The organism is Enterobacter sp. R4-368 (assembly GCF_000410515.1).
Lineage (GTDB): Bacteria > Pseudomonadota > Gammaproteobacteria > Enterobacterales > Enterobacteriaceae > Kosakonia.
In genome coordinates, this window is the sequence record NC_021500.1 from 2,759,972 (window position 1) to 2,784,665 (window position 24,694).

General features: G+C 56.1%; 16 protein-coding genes. 4 read left to right on the top strand and 12 right to left on the bottom strand.

Going from position 1 to position 24,694, the window contains the following annotated elements; genetic code table 11:
- Positions 1-14: 14 nt before the first annotated feature.
- The gene (locus H650_RS13030; RefSeq protein WP_020455660.1) at positions 15-2,069 is read right to left on the bottom strand and encodes an AsmA family protein; all 2,055 of its coding nucleotides are present in this window, start codon (positions 2,067-2,069) and stop codon (positions 15-17) included.
- 67 nt (positions 2,070-2,136) lie between these two features.
- On the bottom strand, positions 2,137-2,907 hold the full coding sequence (gene pdeH / locus H650_RS13035; RefSeq protein ID WP_020455661.1) for a cyclic-guanylate-specific phosphodiesterase: 771 nt from the start codon (positions 2,905-2,907) through the stop codon (positions 2,137-2,139).
- 232 nt (positions 2,908-3,139) lie between these two features.
- On the opposite strand from pdeH, the gene kdgK reads away from it, so the two are divergent.
- Positions 3,140-4,069, top strand: a complete 930-nt coding sequence (kdgK, locus tag H650_RS13040; protein ID WP_020455662.1) for a 2-dehydro-3-deoxygluconokinase — start codon at positions 3,140-3,142, stop codon at positions 4,067-4,069.
- 41 nt (positions 4,070-4,110) lie between these two features.
- Here the strand turns inward: kdgK and H650_RS13045 are convergent, their stop codons facing one another.
- From H650_RS13045 to bcsR, 9 genes are all read right to left on the bottom strand, one after another.
- Positions 4,111-5,610 carry a M16 family metallopeptidase gene (locus H650_RS13045; protein ID WP_020455663.1) on the bottom strand — a complete coding sequence of 500 codons (1,500 nt, stop codon included), beginning with the start codon at positions 5,608-5,610 and terminating at the stop codon, positions 4,111-4,113.
- A gap of 217 nt (positions 5,611-5,827) precedes the next feature.
- On the bottom strand, positions 5,828-7,114 hold the full coding sequence (locus H650_RS13050; protein ID WP_020455664.1) for a dicarboxylate/amino acid:cation symporter: 1,287 nt from the start codon (positions 7,112-7,114) through the stop codon (positions 5,828-5,830).
- A gap of 157 nt (positions 7,115-7,271) precedes the next feature.
- Entirely contained in the window at positions 7,272-9,278 is a 2,007-nt protein-coding gene (gene hmsP, locus H650_RS13055) for a biofilm formation regulator HmsP (RefSeq protein ID WP_020455665.1), read from the bottom strand.
- A gap of 220 nt (positions 9,279-9,498) precedes the next feature.
- Positions 9,499-12,987, bottom strand: a complete 3,489-nt coding sequence (bcsC, locus tag H650_RS13060; RefSeq protein WP_020455666.1) for a cellulose synthase complex outer membrane protein BcsC — start codon at positions 12,985-12,987, stop codon at positions 9,499-9,501.
- Entirely contained in the window at positions 12,969-14,075 is a 1,107-nt protein-coding gene (bcsZ, locus tag H650_RS13065) for a cellulose synthase complex periplasmic endoglucanase BcsZ (protein ID WP_071925241.1), read from the bottom strand. Before bcsZ ends, bcsC begins: the two co-directional genes overlap by 19 nt.
- 6 nt (positions 14,076-14,081) lie before the next feature.
- Positions 14,082-16,466 (bottom strand): cellulose biosynthesis cyclic di-GMP-binding regulatory protein BcsB, encoded by a 2,385-nt coding sequence (gene bcsB / locus H650_RS13070; RefSeq protein WP_071925242.1) that lies wholly within the window; start codon positions 16,464-16,466, stop codon positions 14,082-14,084.
- Between the two features lie 25 nt (positions 16,467-16,491).
- Positions 16,492-19,095: a UDP-forming cellulose synthase catalytic subunit gene (gene bcsA / locus H650_RS13075; RefSeq protein ID WP_020455669.1), complete on the bottom strand. Its 2,604-nt coding sequence runs from the start codon at positions 19,093-19,095 to the stop codon at positions 16,492-16,494.
- Positions 19,092-19,856 (bottom strand): cellulose biosynthesis protein BcsQ, encoded by a 765-nt coding sequence (bcsQ, locus tag H650_RS13080; protein ID WP_020455670.1) that lies wholly within the window; start codon positions 19,854-19,856, stop codon positions 19,092-19,094. The genes bcsA and bcsQ overlap by 4 nt, the downstream gene beginning before the upstream one ends.
- 12 nt (positions 19,857-19,868) lie before the next feature.
- A complete protein-coding gene (gene bcsR, locus H650_RS13085) occupies positions 19,869-20,057 on the bottom strand; it encodes a cellulose biosynthesis protein BcsR (protein ID WP_017458258.1) in 189 nt (62 codons plus the stop codon).
- A 172-nt stretch (positions 20,058-20,229) separates the two neighbouring features.
- Between bcsR and bcsE the strand changes: the two genes are divergently transcribed.
- The 3 genes from bcsE to bcsG are packed head-to-tail and all read left to right on the top strand — an operon-like array spanning position 20,230 to position 23,655.
- Positions 20,230-21,789 (top strand): cellulose biosynthesis c-di-GMP-binding protein BcsE, encoded by a 1,560-nt coding sequence (gene bcsE, locus H650_RS13090; RefSeq protein ID WP_044489519.1) that lies wholly within the window; start codon positions 20,230-20,232, stop codon positions 21,787-21,789.
- Positions 21,786-21,983 (top strand): cellulose biosynthesis protein BcsF, encoded by a 198-nt coding sequence (bcsF, locus tag H650_RS13095; RefSeq protein ID WP_017458256.1) that lies wholly within the window; start codon positions 21,786-21,788, stop codon positions 21,981-21,983. Before bcsE ends, bcsF begins: the two co-directional genes overlap by 4 nt.
- Entirely contained in the window at positions 21,976-23,655 is a 1,680-nt protein-coding gene (bcsG, locus tag H650_RS13100) for a cellulose biosynthesis protein BcsG (RefSeq protein WP_044489520.1), read from the top strand. Before bcsF ends, bcsG begins: the two co-directional genes overlap by 8 nt.
- 39 nt (positions 23,656-23,694) lie before the next feature.
- On the opposite strand, the gene H650_RS13105 is transcribed toward bcsG, so the two are convergent.
- Positions 23,695-24,690 (bottom strand): family 8 glycosyl hydrolase, encoded by a 996-nt coding sequence (locus H650_RS13105; RefSeq protein ID WP_020455673.1) that lies wholly within the window; start codon positions 24,688-24,690, stop codon positions 23,695-23,697.
- Positions 24,691-24,694: the final 4 nt, after the last annotated feature.

Sequence of the window (24,694 nt, forward strand, 5' to 3'; positions counted from 1 at the left end):
TCCCGTTGCGCTTCCTAGTGTTTCATCTGTGACAAAATCGCCCGGCACTGATTCTGCTCACCTTCCGATGGCGAGATCAACGCCAGCAATGCCGCCGCCGGGGTGACCAGGGTTGCCAGCGCTGCCGCCACCGCACCGCGCGCAATCAACGGCCCGGGTTTCACCCCCGCCTGCGGGTTTTTAAAGCTGCCACGCACGTAGAGCGGTGAACGCAGCGTGACAATACGCACGCCTTTGCTTTCAGGATCAATGGTTAAGTCGAGTTGTTCCGACGCCATGCTGGCGGTGCCGGTAATATTAATCAGCGCGTTTTCCGTATCAAAGGCGAAGATTTGTGGACGCGCGACGCCGTTGACTAAATCGAGGTTCGCTGCGGCACAATTTACCCGCACTTCGTCATCGCCAAACAACTGACCGACAATATAGTTGCCGACGTTAAGACCAAGAATTTCCATCAGGTTACGGCTGACTACCCCGTCGTTCATTAACAGTTTCAGGTTGCCATTGCTGGTGCCCAGCAGCGCCGCTACGGAGTTGCCCACGCCGCGAAGCTCTGCGTCACCGTTCATCTCACCAAGGGTTTTCTGCATCAGCTCGACATCAGGCATCAACTCTTTGAGCTTCAGCCGCCGCGCCTGGATCTCCGCCCGACCTTGCATCGGTTTTTTATCCCCTTCGAGATGGATATTCGATGAGATGGTGCCGCCCGCAAGACCAAATTTCAGCGGTTGCAGGCGCAGGTCGGCATCTTTCAGCAGAATATGGGTCGACAAGTCGCTGATGGGTAACGTTGAGCCATGCTCAATCCGCCGGCCTTTAAAACGCACATCGGCATCCATTACGTCCCATTTGTCGGTTTCAAAGCGGTCATACGGCAGCACTTTATCTGCCGGTTGCCCCGTTTTCTCGCCCTTTTGCTGCTCGGTGCGTTTCGACTGCTCAGCGCCTTTGCCGGAATCGACACCAATCAGCGGCCCTAAATCTGCCAGCCGTAACTGGCGCGATTCAACGTCGCCTTCCAGTTTTGGACGCGGTTTAGCGGTGGTGTAGCGCAGCGTGCCATGAATATCGCTTTCGCCGATATGACCATTAAAGTCGCGATAGTCATACACCGCCCCTTTTTCGTTGTTGAGCTTCGCGATGAGATGGCCATCGGTTTCAAACGGCGGCGTGTCCGGCAGCAACACGCCGGTTAAGTCATACAGTTCGCCAAGGGAGTTACCACCGAACTTGAGTTGCAAGTCGGCACCGCCCATGTTCATCGGGTCGTTGATGGTGCCGACAAACGCCACGCGCGTGTTACCGGAGCGGAAATCCGCCTGCACCGGGAAAGGTGTGCCCTCGCTGCGCAGCGCCAGCATGCCGCCAATTTTGCCGCTGCCGGACACCGGCTGGCCGTTGTAACGCCCTTTCGCCGTCAGACCAAAGATGTAATCTCCGGCATTGACTTTGCTGTCGCTTTTGCCGGTCACTTCGCTAAACGGCAGCGGCTTGCCTAAGGGATTTACCAGGATCTCGATATCAGCGCGGTTGAGCGCATCATCAATGGCGATACGCCCGCGATCAAAAAGAATGTTATCCAGCCGGAATGACCAACTCGAAGGCTGCGCATTGGCGTCTTTGTTGGCGTCACTGGCGAGCGTGAAGGTCCAGTTGTTGAGCTTTTCCGAGCGACGAATCAGCCTGGCATCGGGCTGTTGCAGTTTGATCCACGGCAGGTAAACGGTTTTGGTAAACAGCGCCAGCGGCGCGAGGGTGGCTTCAACGCGGGGTAAATGCACCATTGTCACTTCGTCGATACCCGGCGGGTTGCCCAGCATAATATCGTCGGCGTGAACATGCGGCCATGGAACCCAGCTGCGCCAGCCGGTTTCCTCTTTTTGTCGTTCCCACACCACGCCCAAATCGCCGCGAATAGCGAACGGACGGTTAAGCTCCGTGGAGACTTTTTCGTTAATGGTGGGTTTGAGGCGGTTCCAGTCGAATGTGGCGATGATGATAATGGCGACCACAATCAGCAACAGCAACGTCGCGAAGACGGCGATAATCGCTTTACTCGTTTTTGTCATCGTTCTGCCTTTCCTTTAAAGCCTTACCTGTCATAAAGATAGTAGAGGCTCGCAGAAAGGGCTGCGGTTACAGCTCGAGTATTACGTGTTCAAGTTTGGCTAAAGGAACCGGACGGGAGAGAAAATAGCCCTGCGCCGCATAAGCCGGTGAATCCTGCACATCGCGCCACTCCTCCAGCGTTTCCACACCTTCGACAATCACGCCCTGGCAATAGCGGTTCATCAACTGCAACAGCATGGTGAACAGGTTTTGCCCTTCCGGCGTTTTACGCAACATGATGAACAGATCGCGTGCCACTTTGATGTAGTCGTAACGCACTTCGCTTAACGCAGAGAAATTCGCCATGCCGGTGCCGAAGTCGTCCAGCCACAGCGGACCAATTTCGCTGATCGAGGCGAACGTCGAATCCTGCGGTAGCCGGATATGTTCGACCAGTTCAAAGCGGATCCACGGCAGTGAATTAATCAACGCCATCAGATCGGTATCCTGGCGCATCGCCAGCAGGGTTGGGCCGTCAACATTCACCGAGGCCAGCACGTCATTGCTGAGGAAGAAGGCTTTTTGTTCCGCCAGCAGCGCCACTTGCTCATGCACCACATCAACACGCTGGCGCACCGCCACTTCGGAAAAGTAGCGATCCGGCGCAATGCGCGTTTCCGGCTGCGACGGATGGGTGACAATGGTTAATACTTCAACCGCCATCAGACGACCATCGGTTTTATAGATGGGCTGATAAGTATAAGCACGTTCACATTGCAGCCAATAACGACGCTCCTGCAAGCTTTCAATGCTTGCTTCCGGAATGTTTAGCTGCTGGATGACCTGCTTTAACTTCATTTCTGCTGTCCTGTCGAAGGCGATGACCGGGAGGAATTCGTCAATGAGTTATCGGCGGGCGTGTCGATAACTTTACGCTCCGTCTGCGGGCAAATTTAAAAACCGCCGACGGGAAATCTGCCAGGAACAGGCTTTAGCTCAAAAAAATACTGGAACGTTGTTTTAATATAGTTGACCACGAATCACCCACAACGCACACTACCGTTAATTTATCTGATCCAGGTTGATGACTATGTCCAGGAAAATTGCCGTCATTGGCGAATGCATGATTGAACTGTCACAAAAAGGCACGGAAGTGAACCGTGGCTTTGGTGGCGATACGCTTAACACGTCCGTTTATATCGCCCGCCAGGTCAATCCTGCGGCGCTTTCCGTGCACTATGTTACCGCGCTTGGCACCGACAATTTCAGCCAGCAGATGCTGGATGCCTGGCAAAGCGAGGACGTCGATACCAGCCTGACGCAACGTATGGAAAACCGCCTGCCTGGCCTCTATTACATCGAAACCGACAGCACCGGCGAGCGTACTTTCTACTACTGGCGTAACGAAGCAGCCGCCAAATTCTGGCTGGAGAGCGAGCAGTCTGCGGCTATCTGCGAACAACTTGCGACCTTCGATTACCTCTACCTGAGCGGCATCAGCCTTGCCATTCTTAGCCCGGCAAGCCGCAACAAGCTGTTGTCGCTGTTGCAGGCATGCCGTGCGAATGGCGGCAAAGTGATTTTTGATAACAACTACCGTCCACGCCTGTGGGCCAGCAAAGAAGAGACGCGTCAGGTTTATCAGCAAATGCTGGCTTGCACGGATATCGCGTTCCTGACGCTGGATGACGAAGATCTGCTGTGGGGCGAGAAACCGGTAGAAGAAGTTATCGAACGCACGCAGCGCGCGGGCGTAAAAGAAGTGGTTATCAAGCGCGGCGCAGACTCCTGCCTGGTGGCGATTGCGGGTGAAGCGCTGGTGGAAGTTCCGGCGGTGAAACTGCCAAAAGAGAAAGTGATTGATACCACAGCGGCCGGGGATTCCTTCAGCGCGGGCTACCTGTCGGTACGTCTGACCGGTGGCGATGCGACAGAAGCGGCAAAACGCGGGCATTTAACCGCCAGCACGGTCATTCAGTATCGCGGCGCGATTATTCCGCGCGATGCCATGCCGCAATAACGGTGTGCACCCCTCTCCTTTACCGGAGAGGGGTGGCTAAACTACTGCTGCGGGGGAATGTCCGAGACGTCAGAATGGCTTTCGTCACTACTGGCAGCAGGCGCTGCGGCGTTATCCGCTGGCGGTGCCATCACTTCATCCCACGTTGCCTGCAAATCCTTCATGTTGAACTCCGGCTCGCCTTTCGGCTGCAGCAACACCAGCGCCATATCCTGTGAAAGCTGCTGATGCAGATCCTGGTTCAGCATCTGCGGCGTCAGGTTGTTCAGGAAGTTCTGGCGCAGCTTTTGATACTGCTCCGGCGCAATATCCACCACCTGGTTTTGCAAAGAACGCATCCGCTGGCTGATCAGAATATCGGTACTGGCACGCGCATAGGTGGCGAACAGTTTTTGCAGCTCAAGGTTTTTCTGCGCGATAAGCGCTTTAAATTCCTCTTCCGGCAGCCCTTTCTCGCGCACTTTCGCCAGCTCACGCGCAATCACGCCGACATTGGTATTGAGCTTGTCATTGGGTGAATCAACGTTAATGGCGCATTGCGCCCGCTGGAACAGCACCCGGCAGTCAAAACCGAGACCAATCTCTTTGGCGTTGTTTTTGCTCAGGTTCTGCTGGATATGCCAGAACAGGGCTTCACGCGCCAAATCCGCACGCCAGTAACGCTCAAGGGCGGCGGACTCGCGAATCGGTTGCCAGGCGGAGTCCCACATGATCGACAAACGATCCTGGGTGACACCCTCGCTCATCAGGCTAACCGACTGGCGCGGCAGCGGCGACAGCGTCGCAACCGGCGCAGGCGTCTGGCGTTTCCCTTTCAGCTCGCCGAAGGTTTTACCAATCTGCTCGGCGATAGCGCGGCTATCCACATTACCGACCACAATCAACGTCATCGCGTCCGGCGTGTACCATTTTTCGTAGAAACCTTTCAGTTGCGCCGCATCGACCGGTTCTTTCAGTGTTCCGGCGGGATCGTGCCCCAGCAGCGGCGAACCTTTCAGGCGGTAGCGCCACCAGCTGTCTTTGGTGTCGGGCGGCCAGGTAGTAACCATATCGTTGCTGGCAAGAGCGTGATTCACCGTTTCCGGCGTGATGGTGAGATTGCCGGCGGCATCCGCCAGGTAAACCATCGCCTCTTTCAGCAGGTCGCTGCGGTTGTTCGGTATGCTGAGGTTATATTGCGTGTATTCGTAGGAGACCAGCGCCGGCGGCAGCGGGCGCTTCGGGTCAATACCTTGTTGCCACAGCGAGCGTACCTGGGAAGGTTCGAGCCGACCACTGTGGGTCAACGCAACGCGGGGAATAAAGTGGCTGAAACCGCTCTGTTGGCTGCCTTCGGTGAGCGAACCGGTATCAATAGACAGGCGAATCTCAATGCGATCGCTGGGGCGCTGGGGTGTGGCCAGAACCTGCCACTGAAAACCATTTGCCAGCGTCCCTTGTTGCCAGGCCGGGTCAGGCTGGAGCGCATCTGCCTGCACATAACCGACAGCTGCCAGCATCAGCAAACCGCCCGTTAACAGTCGAATTTTTGTGCCCTGCATGTGAACCCCTAATCAACATTCCTGGTTAAAAAGTATGCCCGCGCAAAGGGGCTAAAAGCGTGTTAAAACACTTCGCTTTTAGACCGCGGGAAATGCAAAACGTCACATCGCGATGTGAATTATCACGAAATTTCATCGTAAATTGTGACGGATCCAGGAGGTAATTATGCGCAGGTACCCGCAGCCCGACAAGGGACTGCGGTCATAAGTCACGAAATTATGAAGAAATTCCGGGGGTTTTCGCCGCGCTGGAACGGTTATCCAGCGTGTCGACCAGCTGTTTTTGATCCAGCTCTTTTACCCACTTCGCCACCACGATAGTCGCGACGCCGTTGCCCACCAGGTTGGTCAGCGCGCGCGCTTCGGACATAAAGCGGTCAATGCCCAGAATCAGCGCCAGCCCTGCCACCGGCAAATGCCCGACGGCGGAAAGCGTGGCGGCCAGCACAATAAACCCGCTGCCCGTCACCCCGGCGGCACCTTTTGAGGACAGTAGCAGCACGACCAGCAGCGTGATCTGATGAAAAATATCCATATGGCTGTTGGTTGCCTGGGCGATAAACACCGCCGCCATCGTCAGGTAAATGGAGGTGCCATCCAGGTTGAAGGAGTAGCCGGTTGGGATAACCAGCCCGACCACCGATTTACGGCAGCCCAGGCGCTCCATCTTCTCCAGCATGCGCGGCAGTGCGGATTCAGATGAAGAGGTGCCCAGAACGATCAGCAGCTCTTCGCGGATATAGCGGATAAATTTGAAGATGCTGAAGCCTGTTGCACGGGCAATCGTACCCAGCACCACCACCACAAACAGAATACAGGTGACATAGAAGCAGATAATCAACTGACCGAGTTGCACCAGCGTACCGACACCATATTTGCCGATGGTAAACGCCATTGCCCCGAATGCGCCAATCGGCGCAAGGCGCATGATCATATTGATGATGCCGAAGATCACCTGCGAGAAACTTTCGATAACGTTAAAAATCAGCTGGCCTTTATGGCCTAAGCGATGCAGCGCGAAGCCAAACAGCACCGCGAACAGCAGCACTTGCAGAATATTGCCGCTGGCGAAAGCGCCAATCACGCTCGCCGGTATGACATCAAGCAGGAAGGCGACAATCCCCTGCTGTTGCGCCTGCTCGGCATACACCTCCACGGCTTTGGCATCGAGTGTTGCAGGGTCGACGTTCATTCCGGCGCCCGGTTGCACCACGTTAACGATCACCAGCCCGATAATAAGCGCCAGCGTACTGACAATTTCGAAGTAAAGCAGTGCAACCGCACCGGTACGACCTACCGCCTTCATGCTTTCCATGCCGGCGATACCGGTGACAACAGTACAGAAAATCACCGGGGCGATGATCATCTTGATGAGCTTCACGAAGCCATCACCAAGCGGTTTCATCTGTGCCCCGAGTTCAGGGTAGTAATGACCAAGCAGAATACCGATGGCAATCGCGGTCAGAACCTGAAAGTAGAGACTTTTAAACAGGGAGGTTTTCATAAGGTGTCCTTGAGATTAAACCTCAGGCTTTGTAGGGTTTTCAGTTAGCCTGCGGTTTAAAAATAACACCCGTCAAACATGACAGAAATAAACTTACATCAAATCTGAAACAACAATGTTAAAAACTTTGAACTGACTCGCACAAGCCCGTAACAAATTACGTGTTTTCAGGCTTATCCGATCCAGCAAAGAACTGCTGTTCAAACGCCTCGGCAGACGCCGCGCGGCCAAATAAAAAGCCCTGCGCCACATCCACACCCGCGTCAGCCAGCCATGCCCGTTGCGCTTCATTCTCCACCCCCTCAGCGACGATGCGCAGATCCAGACTACGCGCCAGGTGGATAATGGCGGCCACCATGCTGTTTTCATCCGGCAAACCTTCAACAAACATTTTGTCGATTTTCAGCACATCCACCGGCAGCGACTTCATATGATGCAACTGGCGCAGCCCGGCATAACCCATGCCGAAATCATCCAGCGCAATGCGCACCCCGGCCTCACGCAGCGGGCGCAAAATCGCCACTGCGGCCTGGGGATCATCAATGTGGCGGCTTTCGGTCACTTCGAGGATCAACGTCTGCGGCGCAATACGGTAACGCTGCAACAAATCCAGCATATCGGCCAGCATGGTGGGATGCGTCAGCTGGCAGGCCGAGAGATTCACCGAGAGCGGCAGCATAATGCCGCGCGCTTGCCAGCCCGCCAGCAGGCGGCAGGACTCTTCCAGTACCCAATAGCCGACGTTGACCATCAATCCGCAGGACTCAATACGTTCGATAAGCCCTTCCGGTAATGCCCAGCTGCCATCTGGTTGGTGCAAACGGAGCAACGCTTCCGCGCTCACCAGTTCGCCGCTCGCCGCATCCACCTGCGGCTGCAACCAGATCGCGAAACGTCCCTCATCGAGCGCGGTAAGAATGTCGCTCTCCTGCGCCAGCCATTGCTGTGCCCGCTCCATCTGCTCTGGATCGAAGAACTGGATCTGGTTTTTCCCTTTGCGCTGCGCGCTGACGACAGCGGAAGCGGCCCGGTGGTAAAGCTGCCCGGCAGAAAGGTTGCCGTAAAACATCGCCACACCAATACTGGCATTGGGACGCAGTTGGATGCCGTGCAGCGGCACACGCTCGTTAATTACAGTGAGCACTTGCTTACCGAGCGTCATGGCGTGCCACGGCTCACTCACACCGTGGGCGATAATCGCAAAGTCATAAGCGCTCACCTGCGCCAGCACCCTGTTCGGCGTCAGTATTGATTTCAGTTTCTCCACCAGCGTCAGCAGCAACATCTCGCGCTGAGACTCCTGCAGCACACCGGCGGTATCACGCAGTGTTTCGCAGGCGATAACCAGTAGCGCGGTGGGATTTTGCCGGGTCACCGTTTGCTCCAGCAGCGCCATCAGGAAGGCTTTATTCGGCAATTCAGAAACCGGGAAATGCGTCGCCTGGGTGTTTAGCTCTTCTTGCTGGCGCAGCAACAACTGCTGGTTACGGTTGTAACTGCGCACCATGATGCCGATTTCATCATCATGATGAAGACGAGGCACAGGCAATTGATGCCCGGCCAGTTCCGACGCCGGAAGATCGTTAAGCTCCCGGGAAATTTTTCGCAGCGGGTGAACCACCAGCCGGTTGATACACCAGGTGAGCGCCACCGTGAGCATTAACGTCAACAGTAAGTAAGCCGTCACTAACGTTGATAAGGTGCTGATGACGAACTTGTAAACCCGATATGAATCCGCCTGCAGCACCAGGTAGGCCAGCGGTTGCGGGTTTGCAGGGCGCTCCAGCGAATAGATGGGTAAGGAGATCTGCACAGGCAGTTCAAACATCCGTGTGATCATCACCGGAACCGGACGTTCCGGGATAAAACTCATGCGCAAGGCCTGAAATTGATTCGGCAGCACCACATCCGCGCGGCTGACAACACCCGCCGGTTTAATCTGTTTGATAATCGCTTCTGCTTCGGGGATGTCGGCTTTTAAAATCGCCGCTGAAAGCGGTTCGCGTACGGAGCGGGCAATGCTTTCCAGTTGTGTGGCCGTGTTATAGCGATTCTGCTGTAAGAAATGGAACAGCAAAATGACGCAGAAAATAAAAACAAACACCATAGAGACAACAGCAACCATGGCCATTTGTTTAATGGTTAAAGAACGGCTGACACGCAAAATCACTCTCCAGAGACACAATGAGCGCAGAACAGAAAAAAAGGGCACTTAGCCGCCAGAGTATACTCTATCGCGCGTCGCTTGAGATAAACCGCTAAGCAGAATCTCACTCAGCGGAAAACTGCAGGGAAAGCAGGTGATAACTTATTGAATCGCTGGCGGTTAACAACGATAGACTTGTCGCTTTATACCGTTATTTCCCGCCAGGAATACTCCTTTTTTACCAGTCGGCGTGCGGCACCAGAGGCTGGAGCGGCATATCCATATCGCCCTGCCAGCCCGCACCGGAATAACGCACATAAATCAGCGCGTGGCTTGGGGTGTAGTCTTTGGCCTGCTGAATATCGACACCCGCACCGACAAACCAGTGGGAAGTCACCCGGCGCTCAATCAGCGCACGCGCGGTATAACCATAGCCATTACTGCTGCCGCCGGATTCGGTCTGCTCGCTTGCCAGGGTGCGGAAATTCGCAGGAATCAAGCTAAGCAGGGGGTAACGCGGCATCGTTTTAGTGCGGGAGTGCGACCACGACACCGTACCGCCAAGTTCCCAGGACCAGTTCTCGGTACGCTCACGCCACAACACCGGAACCGAAAAAGAGAGATATTCCTGCGGGCTGTAGTAACCGCCATGGCCTAAGGTGTAATAACTCAAATCTTTGTCGTAGTGCCAGATCATATTGTTCAGGCCCACGGTAACGCGCCGGTTATTTTCGTTGATAAGTTTGTAGTAGTAGCCGGTCATCCAGCGCACGCGCCAGTTGTCGTCAACGTTTTTGCCTTCCAGCGTATCCGCCCCGAGGCTCGCCCACACGCCGTTCGCTTCGCCCTTGTCATAACTGAGACTCAACGTGCCGCCGTTCGCCCGCACACCCCCCCAGGTTTTACCGGTGTTGCTGCTCGGATCTTGTTGCCCGCCAAAGGCCAGCAAGGAACTCGAAATGGGGCGGCGATGTAAATCCACGGTATAGCCAAACGGCCCGATGTCGCTGCTGTAACTGACTCCGCCCACCATATCCACAACATTAAAGCCCATCGGCGTGGTGCCAATATCCATCGACCAGGTATTGTTTCGCCACCCCACCGCAACGCTGGCACCGCTATCAGACTGGTGGCGATTCCCGCCAACGCAAGGCACATCGACACAGGTACCAAAACGGGGGTTATAAGTACCGTCATCGCGTTTACTGAAAGTTCCGACATCCATATTTATCACGTCAGTCCGGAAGAACATCCGCCCGTCCGACAGCGGCGCATCCACCTGCAACATGGTGTTATGCGCTTTCAAATCCGAATACCCGCCCGTGCCGCTGGAGTCCGAAAACTCATGCTGCAATGTGACATTCAGATCCTGCTGACGGTAGAGATCGGCGGCATCGCTGCGCACGCCGCGTTTCAGCCAGTCATCTTTTTCATCATTGCGTGTCAGGCGGGTAAAGGTGTCGTTATCCACCGGGCGCGTCGTCGTGACGCCAGACGCCACCATCGCATCTTTATAACTGTCCAGTGCCTGCTGTGGCTCGCCGTTTTGTACCTCAAAACGTGCCGCATCGCGCAAGACCAGCGCGCTCTCCATTGATGGCGGCTGAGATTTTGCCTGCGGGAGGATGGTTGCGAAGATCCGTTTTGCGCTGGCGGTATCGCCCAACTGGGTTTGCACCAGCGCCAGCCGACGCTGGGTGTTGATTGACGGCGGCTGGGCGGGCGTCGCTGCCAGCAGTTTCGCCAGCGCCGCACGCGCGGCCATGCGATTGCCGTCTGCGGCATACAGCTCCGCAAGGCCAAGCAACGCCTCTTCATTGGCGGGTTCTCTTTGCAGAACACGCTGGTAATAACGTTGTGCTTCGCCGTTGTCGCCGCGCTGCTGCGCCCAGTCGGCGAGGGTTAAATCAATGCGTGAAGACGCCGGTTGCTGCGCCAGCAGCGCTACCGCCTGATCTTCATGACCGCCATCGCGCAGACGGTTGGCATTGTCCAGCAACTGGTTGGCCTGCAGCCGGTCGGCCAGCTCCTGAATATTGCTGTTCCACTGGCTTTTCGGCAGCGCATTTAAGTGATTCAGCGCCGCCAGTGGCTGGTTATTGCCGGAAAGGTAGAGGCCATACGCGTAGACCTGTTCCGGGTCGTGTGGTTTGAGCGTGACCAGACGGTTCATCTGCGAATCGGCTTCGCCCCTCTGCCCCGCCTGACGCAGATCGCTGGCCAGCCGGTAGGTTATCCAAACGCTACCAGGATCGAGCGCCAGCCGCTTACGTTGCAACTCTGCCGCTTGCGCCCATTCACCTCTGTTTTCCAGCACTTCTGCCTGTTGCGCGAGCCGGTCGTTAGTCAACCCGCGTTCAATATCATCAATGCTGCGCCGCTGGCTGGCAGAGAGCGACTGAATAAACTGTTCCGCTTTTTCCGGCGACTGCGCGCGGTAAATATTCGCCAGGCCGCGCACCGCGTTGCTGTTGCCGCTATCCATGCGCAGCGCCTGGCGATAGAACCCTTCAGCCGCTGCATTATCTTTGCGCGCCGCGGCAGCATCACCAAGCCCGAGCACCGCGTAGCTGTCAGTGTTATCCGTGTTGCGCGCCTGCTGGTAATAACGCTCTGCCTGCTGCACGTTGTTGGCTTTCAGCGCCGCATCACCCTGCTGAATCAATAGCCAGTAGCGGTTAGTTTTCAACAAGCTGTCCCACTTGCTGCGATTGCCGCTGGTCGGATCCATGGCGATGGCTTTTTCCAGTTGCGCCACCGCGCGGGCGCGATCGCCGCTTTGTGAATAGGCTTGCCCCAGTGCCCCAACCGCTTCGCTGTCCGCGCGGTTAGCATTAACCGCTTGCTGCAACTCGCTCACCGCTTTCGCGCCCTGCCCGGCATCCACCGCCGCAAGCCCTGTCGCTTTCGCGCGAAACGCCGGGTCGGCCAGCTGTTTTTGCTGCGCGGCAAGCAGCGTACGGGCGCTGTCTACCGTGTCGCCTGAACTAAACAGCGTCAGAAAACGCTGAAGGGCTTTTACGCTGGCGTCGCTGGTCGGCATCGCCTGAATTTGTTGATACCAGATGCTCGCTGCTGCTGCGCGGCCGTTGCTGGTTTTCGCCATCTGTTCCAGCACCGCATACCCTTCCGCGCTGCGCCCGTCGGCAAATAACATTTGCGCCAGCCCGCCCTGCAGCTGATCGTTGCCAGGGTTAGCGGCATTCAACGCCTGCAAACGTTTAACCGCTTCCGCATGACGCGCGGGCACTTTTGCCACCAGCATCCAGTACTCCACCGCCAGATCGCCCTGCGGCGGGTTACCTTTGAATAAGGCGTCGTAGGCCGCAAGCGCTTCCTGCGTATGGCCGGTGGTGGCCTGCAAACGCGCTTGTTGCAGCGCCTGGCGACCTTCCGGCGTGGAGAGCGCCATGGTGGTCACCGCCGATTTATAAGTGCTGGAGTCGGGTGCCAGTTGTTTCATGCGATCAAGCTGCTTTTGCGCACCCGCGTTATCGCCCTGGCGTAATAAATAGCGTAATCGCGCGGCGATGACTTCCGGATCATCCGGCGCGATAAGCTCAAGGCGGTAGAGCGACTGGCGCACCAGATCCTCGCGTTTGGTGCTTTCACCAAGGCGCACCTGCGCCAGCAGTTGTTGCTGCGCGCCAGTATCGGCCGCAAGCGCGGCGGGAGCCAGCGCAAGCGCGAGTGAGAAACAGAGTAAACTTACTGTGAAGTTGCGCATTCCTGGCCCCAGTCAGGTTGTAACTCACCGCGAGGGGTGAAGCGAAAACGGTGCTGGTCCCACCCCTGGCCAAACAGGGTCAGAACATAGCTATAGTAGGCATCGTCGCCGGGGAAATGATCGGCGACCCGTTGCCGTTGTACGGCTTGCGCATCACGATCCTGTAAAAAGGGCAACAGCGCGGCGGCAAACCCCACCGGGCCATCCCCAAGAATTTTTCCGCTCGCCACATCCACTTTTTCCGGCACGCGGCCGTTTTTGGTAGTCACGCTGGCCATCGGTTTGAATTTTTCCAGCAGGCGCGCTTTCTGCGTGTCCCGGTCATGCATCATGCCGACCCACAAATAAACGCGGATGGCATCATAACTACTCACCAGCGTCTTTTCGGGTTTAAGCTGCCAGCCGCCCTCTTTCTGAAAACGTACCCAATCGGGTGCAAAGCCTTTCGGCGCGGTTTCCAGCAACAGGCGAAGGTTGGTTTCGCGCAGCGTCGACCACGGTGCGCCAAAGCGGCTGAAATAACTCGCCAGTTGCGGCGGCAAATAGCTCGGGTTAAAACGCCAGGTGGTCGGTTCGGCAAAGCCGATTTTACCGGGCAGCAGCATCGATCCCAGCCCTGGGACCGTCACCACTTCTTCTTTGGCGATGAGGGCTAACAACGCCTTACCCGTCTGGCTATACTCGTCGTTTTTCCATAAACGCCCCGCTTCCAGTAGCGACCAGGCAATCCACAGATCGGAGTCGGACGCCGAATTGGTGTCGAGCACCGTCCAGCTATTGTCCTCTTTTTTGCCCCACAGCCAGGCGGGAAGATGGGTACTGAGCGAGCCCTGCGCCAGGTTGTTTTGCGTCCATTGCAGTACCCTGGCGAAGGTGTCACGATCGTTAGCCGCCAGCGCGAAGAACAGCGCGTAACTCTGCCCTTCCGAGGTGGTTATCTTGCGTTGATCGCTGGGATCAACCACCCGGCCGCCATCGCTGATATAGGCTTGTTTGAAGTGTTCCCAGGCAGGCCAGGTGCAGGCGGCGCGCACATTTACCGCCGCCAGCATCAACGCCACTATTACCCACCAACGTAGCGTTCTCATTTTTCGTTACTCGTGATCCGGGTCGAGACGGCGACGGCTAATGATCCGCAGCAGACGCCACAGCACCCACGCCAGCAACACCACGCTGATTGCCGCCAGCACCGCCAGCAGCACCGGATGGTTAGCCAGCGCGTACCAGATGCGCTCAAACCACGGCAAGTGGCCGACGTAGTAAATATCGCCGACACGCAGGCCACTTACGCCAGATTCACGAATCACGGTCACCGAGCCATAAATCGCCGCGCGCTTGCCGCTGTCATTCATCGCGCCGTTAAGCAATTCATACCCGCGCGGGCTGTCTGCCAGCAGCGCGACCACACTGCGCTGATCATGATACGGCGACTGGAAGCCGACAATCGCCGCCATCGGGCCATCTGACGTGATCCCGGTTTGCGCATCGGCCTGACGGTCGGCGGCATCCGGCACAATCGACGGGAACGGCGTCTGGCGCAGCGGCGTTTTCACCCAGCTTTGCGCCGCATTCACCAGCAGATCGATTTTCTTATCGTCTTTTAACGCCGGAGGAATGGTGCCGATGATCATGATGTCGGCGTCTTTCTCCTTGATTTGGTTACCATCGTTAGTGAGTTGCACATTGATTGCCGGAAAACCAGTTTGTGCGCCCACCGCGCCCAGCGAATCCAGCAGCGTACCCATCTGCGCAGGTGTCGGCTGCGGCGGCGTGACGACAATGGTTTGCGACAAATCGGCCATGCGGCTAAACGGGAAGCCCGCATTGGCGAAAGCGCGTAAGTCCGGCATCGCAATAAAGTGGTAATACTTCGAGAAATCGATGGTGGAGTCGTCGCCAATCACCACGCGGTTTGGCACCTGCTGGAAGGTCACGCAGTTCTCAATAGTGCCGCCCGGCATCGGATTCATATACTGGAAATCAAAGCGCAACTGGTTCACCGCGCCCAGTTTCAGCGCCGGAATAGAGACATCCGTTTTGCTGTCCAGCAGCCCTTGCAACACCGGGAGATGCAGCAGCAGACGGTTCGTATCCTGGTTGCTGGTCAGGTTGAAATATTGCAGGAACTGGTTGTTGAGGCTGATATCCATGCGCGAGCTGTCTTTGGTCGGCGGCGCGGTATAGCGATAATTCAGGTTCATATCGATACCGGTACTGCGCAGCAAATAGAGATCCGGCGGCAGGTTCAGCGACACGTTAATCGCCGAGGGTTCCAGCCCGGTCGACTGTAACTGCTCCTCATAGGTTTTCAGCTCGCCAAAGGTGACCGGACGGTCAGTACGTATCCAGTTAGGCGCATCGTAAGGCTGGCGCGCCAGCAGCGGTTTCACCTCATCCACCGTGACGCTATCGCCACGGAACAGCACGTTACCCTGAGCGATACCTTTCGCCGCCTGCATCAGATCTTTGTCATCCCGACCAGACACTACCAGCAGCTTCACGTACGGGTTATTAGGGTGGTTGATCATGCTGATGGTTGGCCCTTTCACCGCCGGCGCATCACGCAGGAAATCAGGACGTTTGTCATTGGTGGCGAAGACGATCGCGTTGCGGTCCGGCAACGCGTTGTAAATGACCGGGAAACTCTGCCCGCGCCAGCCGGTGCGGGAGCCAAACCAGGAGGCGATAACCGCAGCGGCTTGCTGCTGTTCAATATCCGGTGTGCCAGCGAAAACCATCGGCAGCGTCAGCGCCCTGTTGTCACGCGGGTCGAAGAAGGGGATCGGGAAATGGGAGAGATCGTTTTGAACCGCCAGCTTCTGGTAAGTCAAATCCAGCGAACTGCTGCGGCCAATATCCAGCCATAACGTGCTGCTGGCCGGGTTTTCGCACACATCACGATAATGGCCGACAAATTCCAGCCGCACACGGTTGAAATCGGTGATAAACAGCGGGTTGATCGGCACCTGCGCCAGCGTTTTCTTGCCGAGTTGCTCTTTGGTGACCGGCAAGACGCCCATCAGTTCATCATTCAGATAAACCTTCAACTGCGATTGCACCGGCAGCAGAGAGGGCGATGGCGTGTACTCAAGATTGAGCACCGCTTTCGAAACCAGCTCATCGCTGCGCATACCAAACTCAACGCCACCGTCCGGATTGATACCGCGCAGCACCATACTGCCAGGCGGCGGCGCGATTTGGGCGAACGTCAGTTTCACATCGCGCGACGGCGCGTTGGCGGCGACCACCGGCGCATTCGCCCCCGGTACGCCCGGCATTACCTGTCCGACAACATCCTGGCCATCGGTTGGCGTGGTTGGCGTCAATGATTCCGTTTGTCCCGGCGCAGGCGTTGCCACCGGCTCAGTGGCGGGCGCAACAGCCGGAACCGTCGGGGCTGGCGCTGCATACGTCATCACCGGAGATAAAACACTCGTCCCCATAGCCACTGCACAAATCCAGGAAAGTTTTCTTTTCATCGCGTTTTCATCATTGTTAAGCCAATCACGTCATCGGTTGCTGCACTGCCACATTCCGTTCCGGACGGCGCGGAATAAATGACACCACCCAGGACACCAGCATGGTGAATGAGCGGAAAATCACTTTGACAGACGGTGGAGCAAATTCCGCGAGGTGGCGATAGCCGCGGAAACCCAGTTTCAAAATATCCATCAGACTTTCCAGAGGCTTGTCTTCCGGGAAGCTGTCCTGCCACAGCGCCCATGTGTCGGCGCGGGCAAAAGTACATTGCACAAAATCGATATGCTGTTTGGTCGTCAACGGCATCAGTTGCAGGCCCACTTGATTGCCGTGAACACGCGCCACGGTCGTGGGGAACGCATACTCCTGCTGGCCGCGTTTGAGCAGCAAATTCACTTTTTGCCCTTCAAGCACCTGCGCCTGGCCGTTAATCTTGACGCCAAGCCCGCCGTCGGAGAAATCATGCACGGTACAGGAGAAAAGATGCCCGTCTTCTCGGGCAATTACCGCAGGCATCGACATTTCAACGCGGTGCGAACGACGAACCTGTTTACTCTCTACAGAAACCGCGACCGCGCCGCCAAGGATAACCATGTTGTAGAACACCCACGCGATACTGACGAAGACGGTGAGTATTTCGTTTTCCGGGCCGTAGAAATAACGCCAAATCCCCACCAGTACGCCCAACAGGTTGAGCAGCACAAGGTAGATGTAAGGACGTGAAATCACCCAGTCCACATACTCTTCTTCCACCAGGCCGCCTTTGGCAGTGACGTTAAACTTCCCTTTGTGCGGGTTGAACAGCGCCACCAGCGTGGGCGGCGCGATATACCATGCCAGCACGGTTTCGTAGATCTCGCTCCAGAAAGAGTGACGATATTTGCCCTGAATCTTCGAGTTGGTCAGGCTGGCGTGAATCATGTGCGGCAGTACGAACAGCGCAATCATCAGCGCTGGCGCGTAAATGATGTAGGCATGTAGCAGCAAGAACGCCAGCGGCGCGGTAAGGAAGATAAGCCGTGGTACTCCCGATAAGAAATGGAACATGGCGTTGACGTAGCACAAACGCTGCGCCAGCTTGAGCCCTTTGCCCGTCAGTGGGTTATCAAGACGGAAAATCTGCACCATGCCGCGCGCCCAGCGAATACGCTGGCCAATATGCGCAGACAGGCTCTCTGTCGCCAGCCCCGCCGCCTGCGGGATGCGCATATACGCCGACGTATGCCCAAGGCGGTGTAACCGCAGCGAGGTGTGCGCATCTTCGGTGACGGTTTCAACGGCGATACCGCCAATCTGATCCAGCGGCCCACGGCGGATCACCGCACAAGAACCGCAGAAAAAGGTGGCGTCCCACATATCGTTGCCATCCTGCACCAGCCCGTAGAACAGCGTGCCTTCGTTCGGGGTTTTACGAAAACGGCCAAGGTTACGTTCAAACGGATCCGGCGAGAAAAAGTGGTGCGGCGTCTGCATCATCGCCAGCTTTTTCTCTTTTAAGAACCACCCCATGGTCATTTGCAGGAACGAGCGTGTCGGCACATGGTCGCAGTCGAAAATCGACACGAACTCGCCTTTCGCGTGTTTCAGCGCGTTATTGATGTTGCCCGCTTTTGCGTGCTCATGGGTGGTTCGCGCGATGTACTCGACGCCGACGCTTTTGGCGAACTGGCGGAACTCTTCGCGTCCGCCATCATCGAGGATCCAAATCTTCAGTTTGTCTTTCGGCCAGTCGATGCCCAACGAGGCGTAGATGGTGTTTTTCACCACATTCAAATCTTCGTTATAGGTCGGTACGAAGATATCGACAGAAGGCCATAGCGACATATCTTTCGGCAGCGGCACCGGCTGGCGATTAAGCGGCCACACCACCTGGAAATAGCCAAGCACCAGCACAATCCACGCGTAGGTTTCCGCGAACAGCAGCACCAGGCCGCATACCAGGCTCACCGGATCGTCCCAGTTCAGCGTCGAAGTGTAGCGCCACCAGATATAGCGGCAGGAAACGGTTAGCGAGAGCACGATCAGCATCAGGGCGGAGAAACGCCCCGGAATTCGGCGTACCAGCAGCGCCACGCCCCATAGCAGCATCAGGAAAACAAACTGCGAAAGCGGATTAAACGGCTGCGTAATGCACAGAATGGCGAGGATCAGCGAGAACACCACAATGACGCCGAGAATAAAGCGGCGCGTACGCGGGCTAATATGCGCCAGCTCTTTTTTATCATCCAGATGACCGGTGCGATGCGTTACGCGCTCCGGCAGCGTATCCAGCCAGTGATACCAGCGCCCGCGCAGCACGCGCGCCCGGGCGAAACGCTGGCGACGAGGCGATTTTCTGTCACCCCAGGGCAGCATGACCAGCAACCACAAGGTTTGCAACAGGTAACGCGCCGGATCGAGCGGTCGCGGTTTATCCGGATCAATATGCGGGAACCACAAATGCTGCTGCGCACGGAGTTGCTGCCAGCGCGGGTGCTCCAGCGGAATAAACACCCATGCGAGGATCGCCCAGAAGCAGCCAGACGCTGCGCTAAACCTGGAAGCGCCGTGTTCACGGTAACGCTGGTAGCGCTCGCTTAAACGCGCGCTCACCGGCGGGATCAGCAACCAGGCGGAAAGGCGGCTCATTGCGGGCTCCCTTCCTGCTCACCGCTTACTTCTTGCGGCTGCGCACAATGCAACAGGCACCAGTTCGCCAGCGTTAATATCTCTTCCGCCGCCAGCGAATCCGCCCGGTATTCGCCCAACGGCTGTTTCGACGCCTGAGATTCCGCCATCGCTTCATCGCGGTGGATAAGGGTCGGGAGGATCTGCCGCTGGCTTTGCAGCCATACCTGCCAGAGATCGTCCTGCAACTGGCTGCCGATGCGCAGATCGTTAAGCAAAATATGCGCGCCAGCAGGTAAAAGCTGCTGGTGCAAGCGGATATGGCAGTTGGTGTCGGGTTTTACTACCGTAAACAGATGGTCGCACTGCGCCACGAACTGCCGCGTCAGCGGTGAAACGCCGTGCGGGATATCGATTAATACCCACTGATAACTTTGCTGCGTTTTCAGCGCCTGCAAAATGGTGGTGAGTTGGCTAAGGGGTTCGTGTAATAAATGGAGGTTTTCCCACTCATTTGCCGCCAGATGGCCAAAAGGCAGGAGATCGAGCTGCGAAGTATAGCGCATGCCGGCATCGCGCCAGTCTTCCCCATCCAGTACCGCGCGCGCCCAGCCGTGGTGATGTTCAAAGTCGACATTAAATGACAGGCGTAAAAGGTTATCAGGGCAGGCATCAATCACCAGCACCGATTCGCCTAAAATTTGTAATGACCAGGCCAGAGCCGCGGTGATCGATGTTGTACCCACACCACCGCGAATCCCCTGTAATCCCAAGATGGCCATCCTGGTTATCCCTTATTGTTGACGGGCTAATTCTGCCAGCAGCGGCCAGCGCTTAAATGCCGCTGCCAACTGTTCTCGCTGGGAAATATCGGCGTAATCAATTTCAGGCAATGAAAATGCCTTACTTAACGCCAGAAAATCATTTTGGAATGTATAGCCCAGAGTAGGGTCTGACTGCGTTTTAGGTTCATTGTTATGCATTCTGGCCCGATCCCTTTGAAAAGAAATACATGTACAGAAGTAGCAGGGCATCGCACCCGAGAAAATTCGTTTACATGCTAAATCTGATGTTCTTTAATTTCAATGTTAGGTTTATTTCTCGGCTTTCGCTAGTAAACTGAGATACAGACAATTTTGCATCAAGAGGGACATCGTGGAGCCCATATTTTCTATTGGCATTGAGTCATTATGGGACGAATTGCGTCATATGCCCGCGGGCGGCGTTTGGTGGGTAAATACCGATCGTCAACAAGATGCAATAAGTCTCATAAATCAAACCCTTGCAGCCCAGAACAAAGACGCACAGGTGGCGGCAATCGGTATGGGTCAGGACTTGCGGAATATCATTAAATTAGATAAAGAGTATGGTCCTGACAAAATCAGAATTTTCACAATGCCGAATCAGAATAATAGTCTATACTTTTTCACCCGCGATTTACTTTGTTCATTTGAACCTGAAAACTATTTACTGATTCTGCTGGGGGAAAATAATGCCTGGCAGAATATATCGGTGCCTGATTTACAACAATGGTTAGAAAGAACTCATGCCTGGGCGAAATATCATAAATGCTCCTTACTGGTTATTAATCCTGGCAGTAATAACGACAAACAATCATCCATTTTAATGAGTGAATACCGTTCGTTGTTTGGGCTGGCGAGTTTACGCTACCGCAACGATATGTATCTTTATGATGTTGCCTGGTGGTGCAATGAAAAGGGCATTAGCGCGCGCCAGCAATTAGTGCTTAATCATCATCAAGGTCGCTGGCAGCTCGCGCAGCAAGAAGAAACGTCGGTGCAACCCCGCAGCGATGAGAAACGCATATTAAGTAATGTCGCCGTGCTGGAAGGCGCACCGCCGCTGTCGGAACACTGGACCTTATTTGATACCAACGAAGCGTTATTCGAAGAAGCGCGCTCCAGTCAGGCGGCGACGTTGATTTTCACCCTTGCGCGAAACAATCAAATCGACAACATCGCACGCCAGGTGCACACGCTGCGCCGCCAGCGCGGCAGCGGGCTGAAAATTATTGTCCGTGAAACCCAGGCCAGCCTGCGTGCTACCGACGAACGCTTATTGCTCGGCTGTGGCGCCAATATGGTGATCCCGTGGAACGCCCCTCTTTCCCGTTGTCTGACGCTGATTGAAAGCGTGCAGGGCCAGCAATTTAACCGTCTGGTGCCGGAAGATATCACCACATTACTGTCCATGACTCAGCCACTAAAACTGCGTGGTTTTCAGCCGTGGAACGTGTTCTGCGACGCCGTCGGGAATATGGTTAATAACCCGCTGTTGCCCGCCGATGGCAAAGGGGTGCTGGTCGCGCTGCGCCCGGTGCCAGGCATCCGCGTTGAACAAGCGCTAACGCTGTGCCGCCCAAACCGCGTGGGCGATATTGTCAGCCTTAGCGATAATCGTCTGGTGCTGTTTTTGTCGTTCTGCCGGGTTAACGATCTCGACACGGCGCTGAACCACATTTTCCCGCTGCCAACGGCAGATATTTTTTCTAATCGCGTGGTGTGGTTTGAAGATAACCAGATTGCCGCAGAGCTGGTGCAAATGCGCACGCTGTCACCGGATAAATGGGCGAAACCGCTGCCTGTCACCGCCACAGAGAAGAAAATCATTAACGCTGAGCACGACGGCACAAGCTGGCGTCGGATCCCGGAACCGTTGCGGTTATTCAGTAAAGCCACGGAGCACACATCATGATGTCAGTCAGCGATATTATTCAGCTGGTGGTGCTTTGCGCCCTGATCTTTTTCCCGCTGGGTTACCTTACACGCCACTGGATACGCCCTATCCGCAGCGCGTTGCGCATACTGTTTACCAAACCACGCTATGTAAAACCGGCAGGCGTGCTGCGCCGGGAATCGTTCGTCAAGGCAGACCGAAAACATGACTAATCATACTATGACCACTTCAACGCCTTCGCCATTGTGGCAATACTGGCGCGGCCTTTCCGGCTGGAATTTCTATTTTCTGGTGAAATTCGGTCTGTTGTGGGCTGGCTACCTTAACTTTCACCCGCTGTTGAATCTGGTGTTTATGGCTTTTCTGCTGATGCCGCTGCCGCGCGTCCGCCTGCATCGTTTACGTCACTGGATTGCCATTCCCATCGGGTTCGGTCTGTTCTGGCACGACACCTGGCTGCCGGGTCTTGAAAGTATGATGAGCCAGGGCTCGCAGGTCGCGGGCTTCAGCGCCGATTACCTGTGGGATCTGGTGACGCGTTTTATCAACTGGCAGATGATTGGCGCGATTTTCGTGATGCTGATTGCCTGGCTGTTCTTGTCGCAATGGATCCGCGTCACCGTGTTTGTCGTCGCGATTATGATCTGGTTAAACGTGCTGACGTTGACCGGGCCGGCGTTTACTCTGTGGCCCGCCGGCCAACCGACCACGACCGTCACCACCACTGGCGGTTCGGCGGCGGCAACGGTCGCAGCAACGGGCGATACGCCGGTGGTTGGCGATATTCCCGCGCAAACCGCGCCGCCGACCTCCGAGAATCTGAATGCGTGGCTGGCAAGTTTCTACGCCGCCGAGGAGAAGCGCCAGAGCACCTTCCCGGCGCAGCTTCCGGCCGACGCACAACCGTTCGATCTGCTGTTCATTAACATCTGTTCCCTCTCATGGGCTGATATTGAAGCGGCCGGTCTGGCCTCGCACCCGCTGTGGTCGCACTTTGATATTGAGTTCAAAAACTTCAACTCGGCGACCGCCTACAGCGGCCCGGCGGCGATTCGCCTGCTGCGCGCCAGCTGCGGCCAGCCGTCGCATAAAAACCTCTACCAGCAGGCCAATACGCAGTGCTATCTGTTTGATAACCTGTCGAAACTTGGCTTCAGCCAGCAGTTGATGATGGACCATAACGGTGAGTTCGGCGGTTTCCTCAAAGAAGTGCGCGACAACGGCGGCATGCAGGCGCCGTTGATGAACCAGGCGGGTCTGCCGCCGGTGCTGCTCTCTTTTGACGGCTCGCCGATTTATGACGACACGGCGGTGCTGAACCGCTGGATGGAGTCCGACAGCTTTAAACAGGGCCAGCGCACCGCGACTTTCTACAACCTGTTGCCGCTGCACGATGGCAACCACTATCCGGGCGATCGCAAAACCGCCGATTACAAACTGCGCGCGCAAAAGTTGTTTGATGAGCTGGATGCGTTCTTCACGCAACTGGATAAATCCGGGCGCAAAGTGATGGTGGTGCTGGTGCCGGAACACGGCGCGGCGCTACAGGGCGATAAAATGCAGGTTTCCGGCCTGCGCGATATCCCAAGCCCGTCGATTACCAACGTGCCGACGGCGATTAAATTCTTTGGTATGAAATCACCGCATCAGGGCGCGCCGATAACCATTACGCAGCCGAGCAGTTTCCTCGCTATCTCCGAGATTGTTACCCGCGTGCTGGATGGCAAAATTTTTACCGAGGACAACGTCAACTGGCAGCAACTGACCAGTAATCTGCCGCAAACCGCGCCGGTGTCCGAAAACGCCAACGCCATTGTGTTGCAGTACCAGAATAAGCCGTATGTTCGCCTGAACGGCGGTGACTGGGTGCCCTACCCGCAGTGATCCTGCACACCTCTCCCCTGGCGGGGAGAGGTTATCGATTTAGCGCTGCTGCGCCAGCCAGACCAGCATTTTCAGGCTGGCGGAGTAGTAATCATCCTGCGCGGTGATCTGCGGTTGTGCAGGCGTTACACCCAACGTTAAATCCCGCACCGCCAGTAAACCGTCATTCATGTTGTACGGCGCGTTATCGTTGGTCGCCACATCCACCCATGCGGGAGTCTGGCTGCGGCTAAAACCCTGCCACCAGTTGCGCCACGGCGTTAACAGCGCGCTGTGCGGATCCTGCCAGCTCACATACAGCGGAATACGGATCGCGTCGTAGCTCATGCGCGGCGGCCACTCTTTCGCCGGATTCAGTTTGCCGTCCGCCGAAAGTGAAACCCAGTCCGTCGGTAAGCGCGCTTTGCCAAACGTCATGTTGCCAAGCAGTGTTTGCCCGTCTTTGATCAAATCGCGCCACACCACCTGATGGCTGCGCTCAGCGAAAGCCTGCCACGCCGGGAAAATAAAGTAGGACGGATTCAGGTTCAAATAGGTGTTGAGGTTAAAACCGTTAGCACCCGGCAACATCACGCGGTAACCCGCAAAACTCACCACCGTATGTTTGAGCACCGCCTGGGTTATCGCATCGGACGCGGCAAGGTACGCGGCGTTATTCCAGCGCTCCCCGGCTTTCAGCAGCGCCCAGGCGATCAGCACATCGCCGTCGGTAGCGTCGTTTTTATCGGCGATGGGATCGGCTTCCACCGGGTTATAACGCCAGTAAAACAGGCCATTGGCTTTGTTCTTCAGCGTTTTATTGGTCCAGTTCCACATGCTGTCAAAGGCCGCTTTATCATTGTTGGCGACCGCCATTAGCATGGCGAACCCCTGGCCTTCGGTGTGGGAGACGTTTTTGTTGCCGGTATCGACAATGCGACCATCCGGCATCAAAAAACGCGCTTTATAACTCTCCCAGGCGCCAGCGGCCTGGGAAACGGATGCAAATAGCAGACTCACCATCACCACCATTGCGGTGAAAACGCGCTTTAACATGGGC

Excerpts from the sequence above, each read along its gene's own strand:
- bcsR (WP_017458258.1), bottom strand. The coding sequence starts at position 20,057 with ATGCATAACAATGAACCTAAAACGCAGTCAGACCCTACTCTGGGCTAT.
- pdeH (WP_020455661.1), bottom strand. The coding sequence starts at position 2,907 with ATGAAGTTAAAGCAGGTCATCCAGCAGCTAAACATTCCGGAAGCAAGC.
- bcsQ (WP_020455670.1), bottom strand. The coding sequence starts at position 19,856 with ATGGCCATCTTGGGATTACAGGGGATTCGCGGTGGTGTGGGTACAACA.
- bcsC (WP_020455666.1), bottom strand. The coding sequence starts at position 12,987 with ATGCGCAACTTCACAGTAAGTTTACTCTGTTTCTCACTCGCGCTTGCG.
- bcsF (WP_017458256.1), top strand. The coding sequence starts at position 21,786 with ATGATGTCAGTCAGCGATATTATTCAGCTGGTGGTGCTTTGCGCCCTG.
- bcsZ (WP_071925241.1), bottom strand. The coding sequence starts at position 14,075 with ATGAGAACGCTACGTTGGTGGGTAATAGTGGCGTTGATGCTGGCGGCG.
- H650_RS13050 (WP_020455664.1), bottom strand. The coding sequence starts at position 7,114 with ATGAAAACCTCCCTGTTTAAAAGTCTCTACTTTCAGGTTCTGACCGCG.
- bcsA (WP_020455669.1), bottom strand. The coding sequence starts at position 19,095 with ATGAGCCGCCTTTCCGCCTGGTTGCTGATCCCGCCGGTGAGCGCGCGT.
- bcsG (WP_044489520.1), top strand. The coding sequence starts at position 21,976 with ATGACTAATCATACTATGACCACTTCAACGCCTTCGCCATTGTGGCAA.
- H650_RS13045 (WP_020455663.1), bottom strand. The coding sequence starts at position 5,610 with ATGCAGGGCACAAAAATTCGACTGTTAACGGGCGGTTTGCTGATGCTG.
- bcsB (WP_071925242.1), bottom strand. The coding sequence starts at position 16,466 with ATGAAAAGAAAACTTTCCTGGATTTGTGCAGTGGCTATGGGGACGAGT.
- H650_RS13030 (WP_020455660.1), bottom strand. The coding sequence starts at position 2,069 with ATGACAAAAACGAGTAAAGCGATTATCGCCGTCTTCGCGACGTTGCTG.
- H650_RS13105 (WP_020455673.1), bottom strand. The coding sequence starts at position 24,690 with ATGTTAAAGCGCGTTTTCACCGCAATGGTGGTGATGGTGAGTCTGCTA.
- kdgK (WP_020455662.1), top strand. The coding sequence starts at position 3,140 with ATGTCCAGGAAAATTGCCGTCATTGGCGAATGCATGATTGAACTGTCA.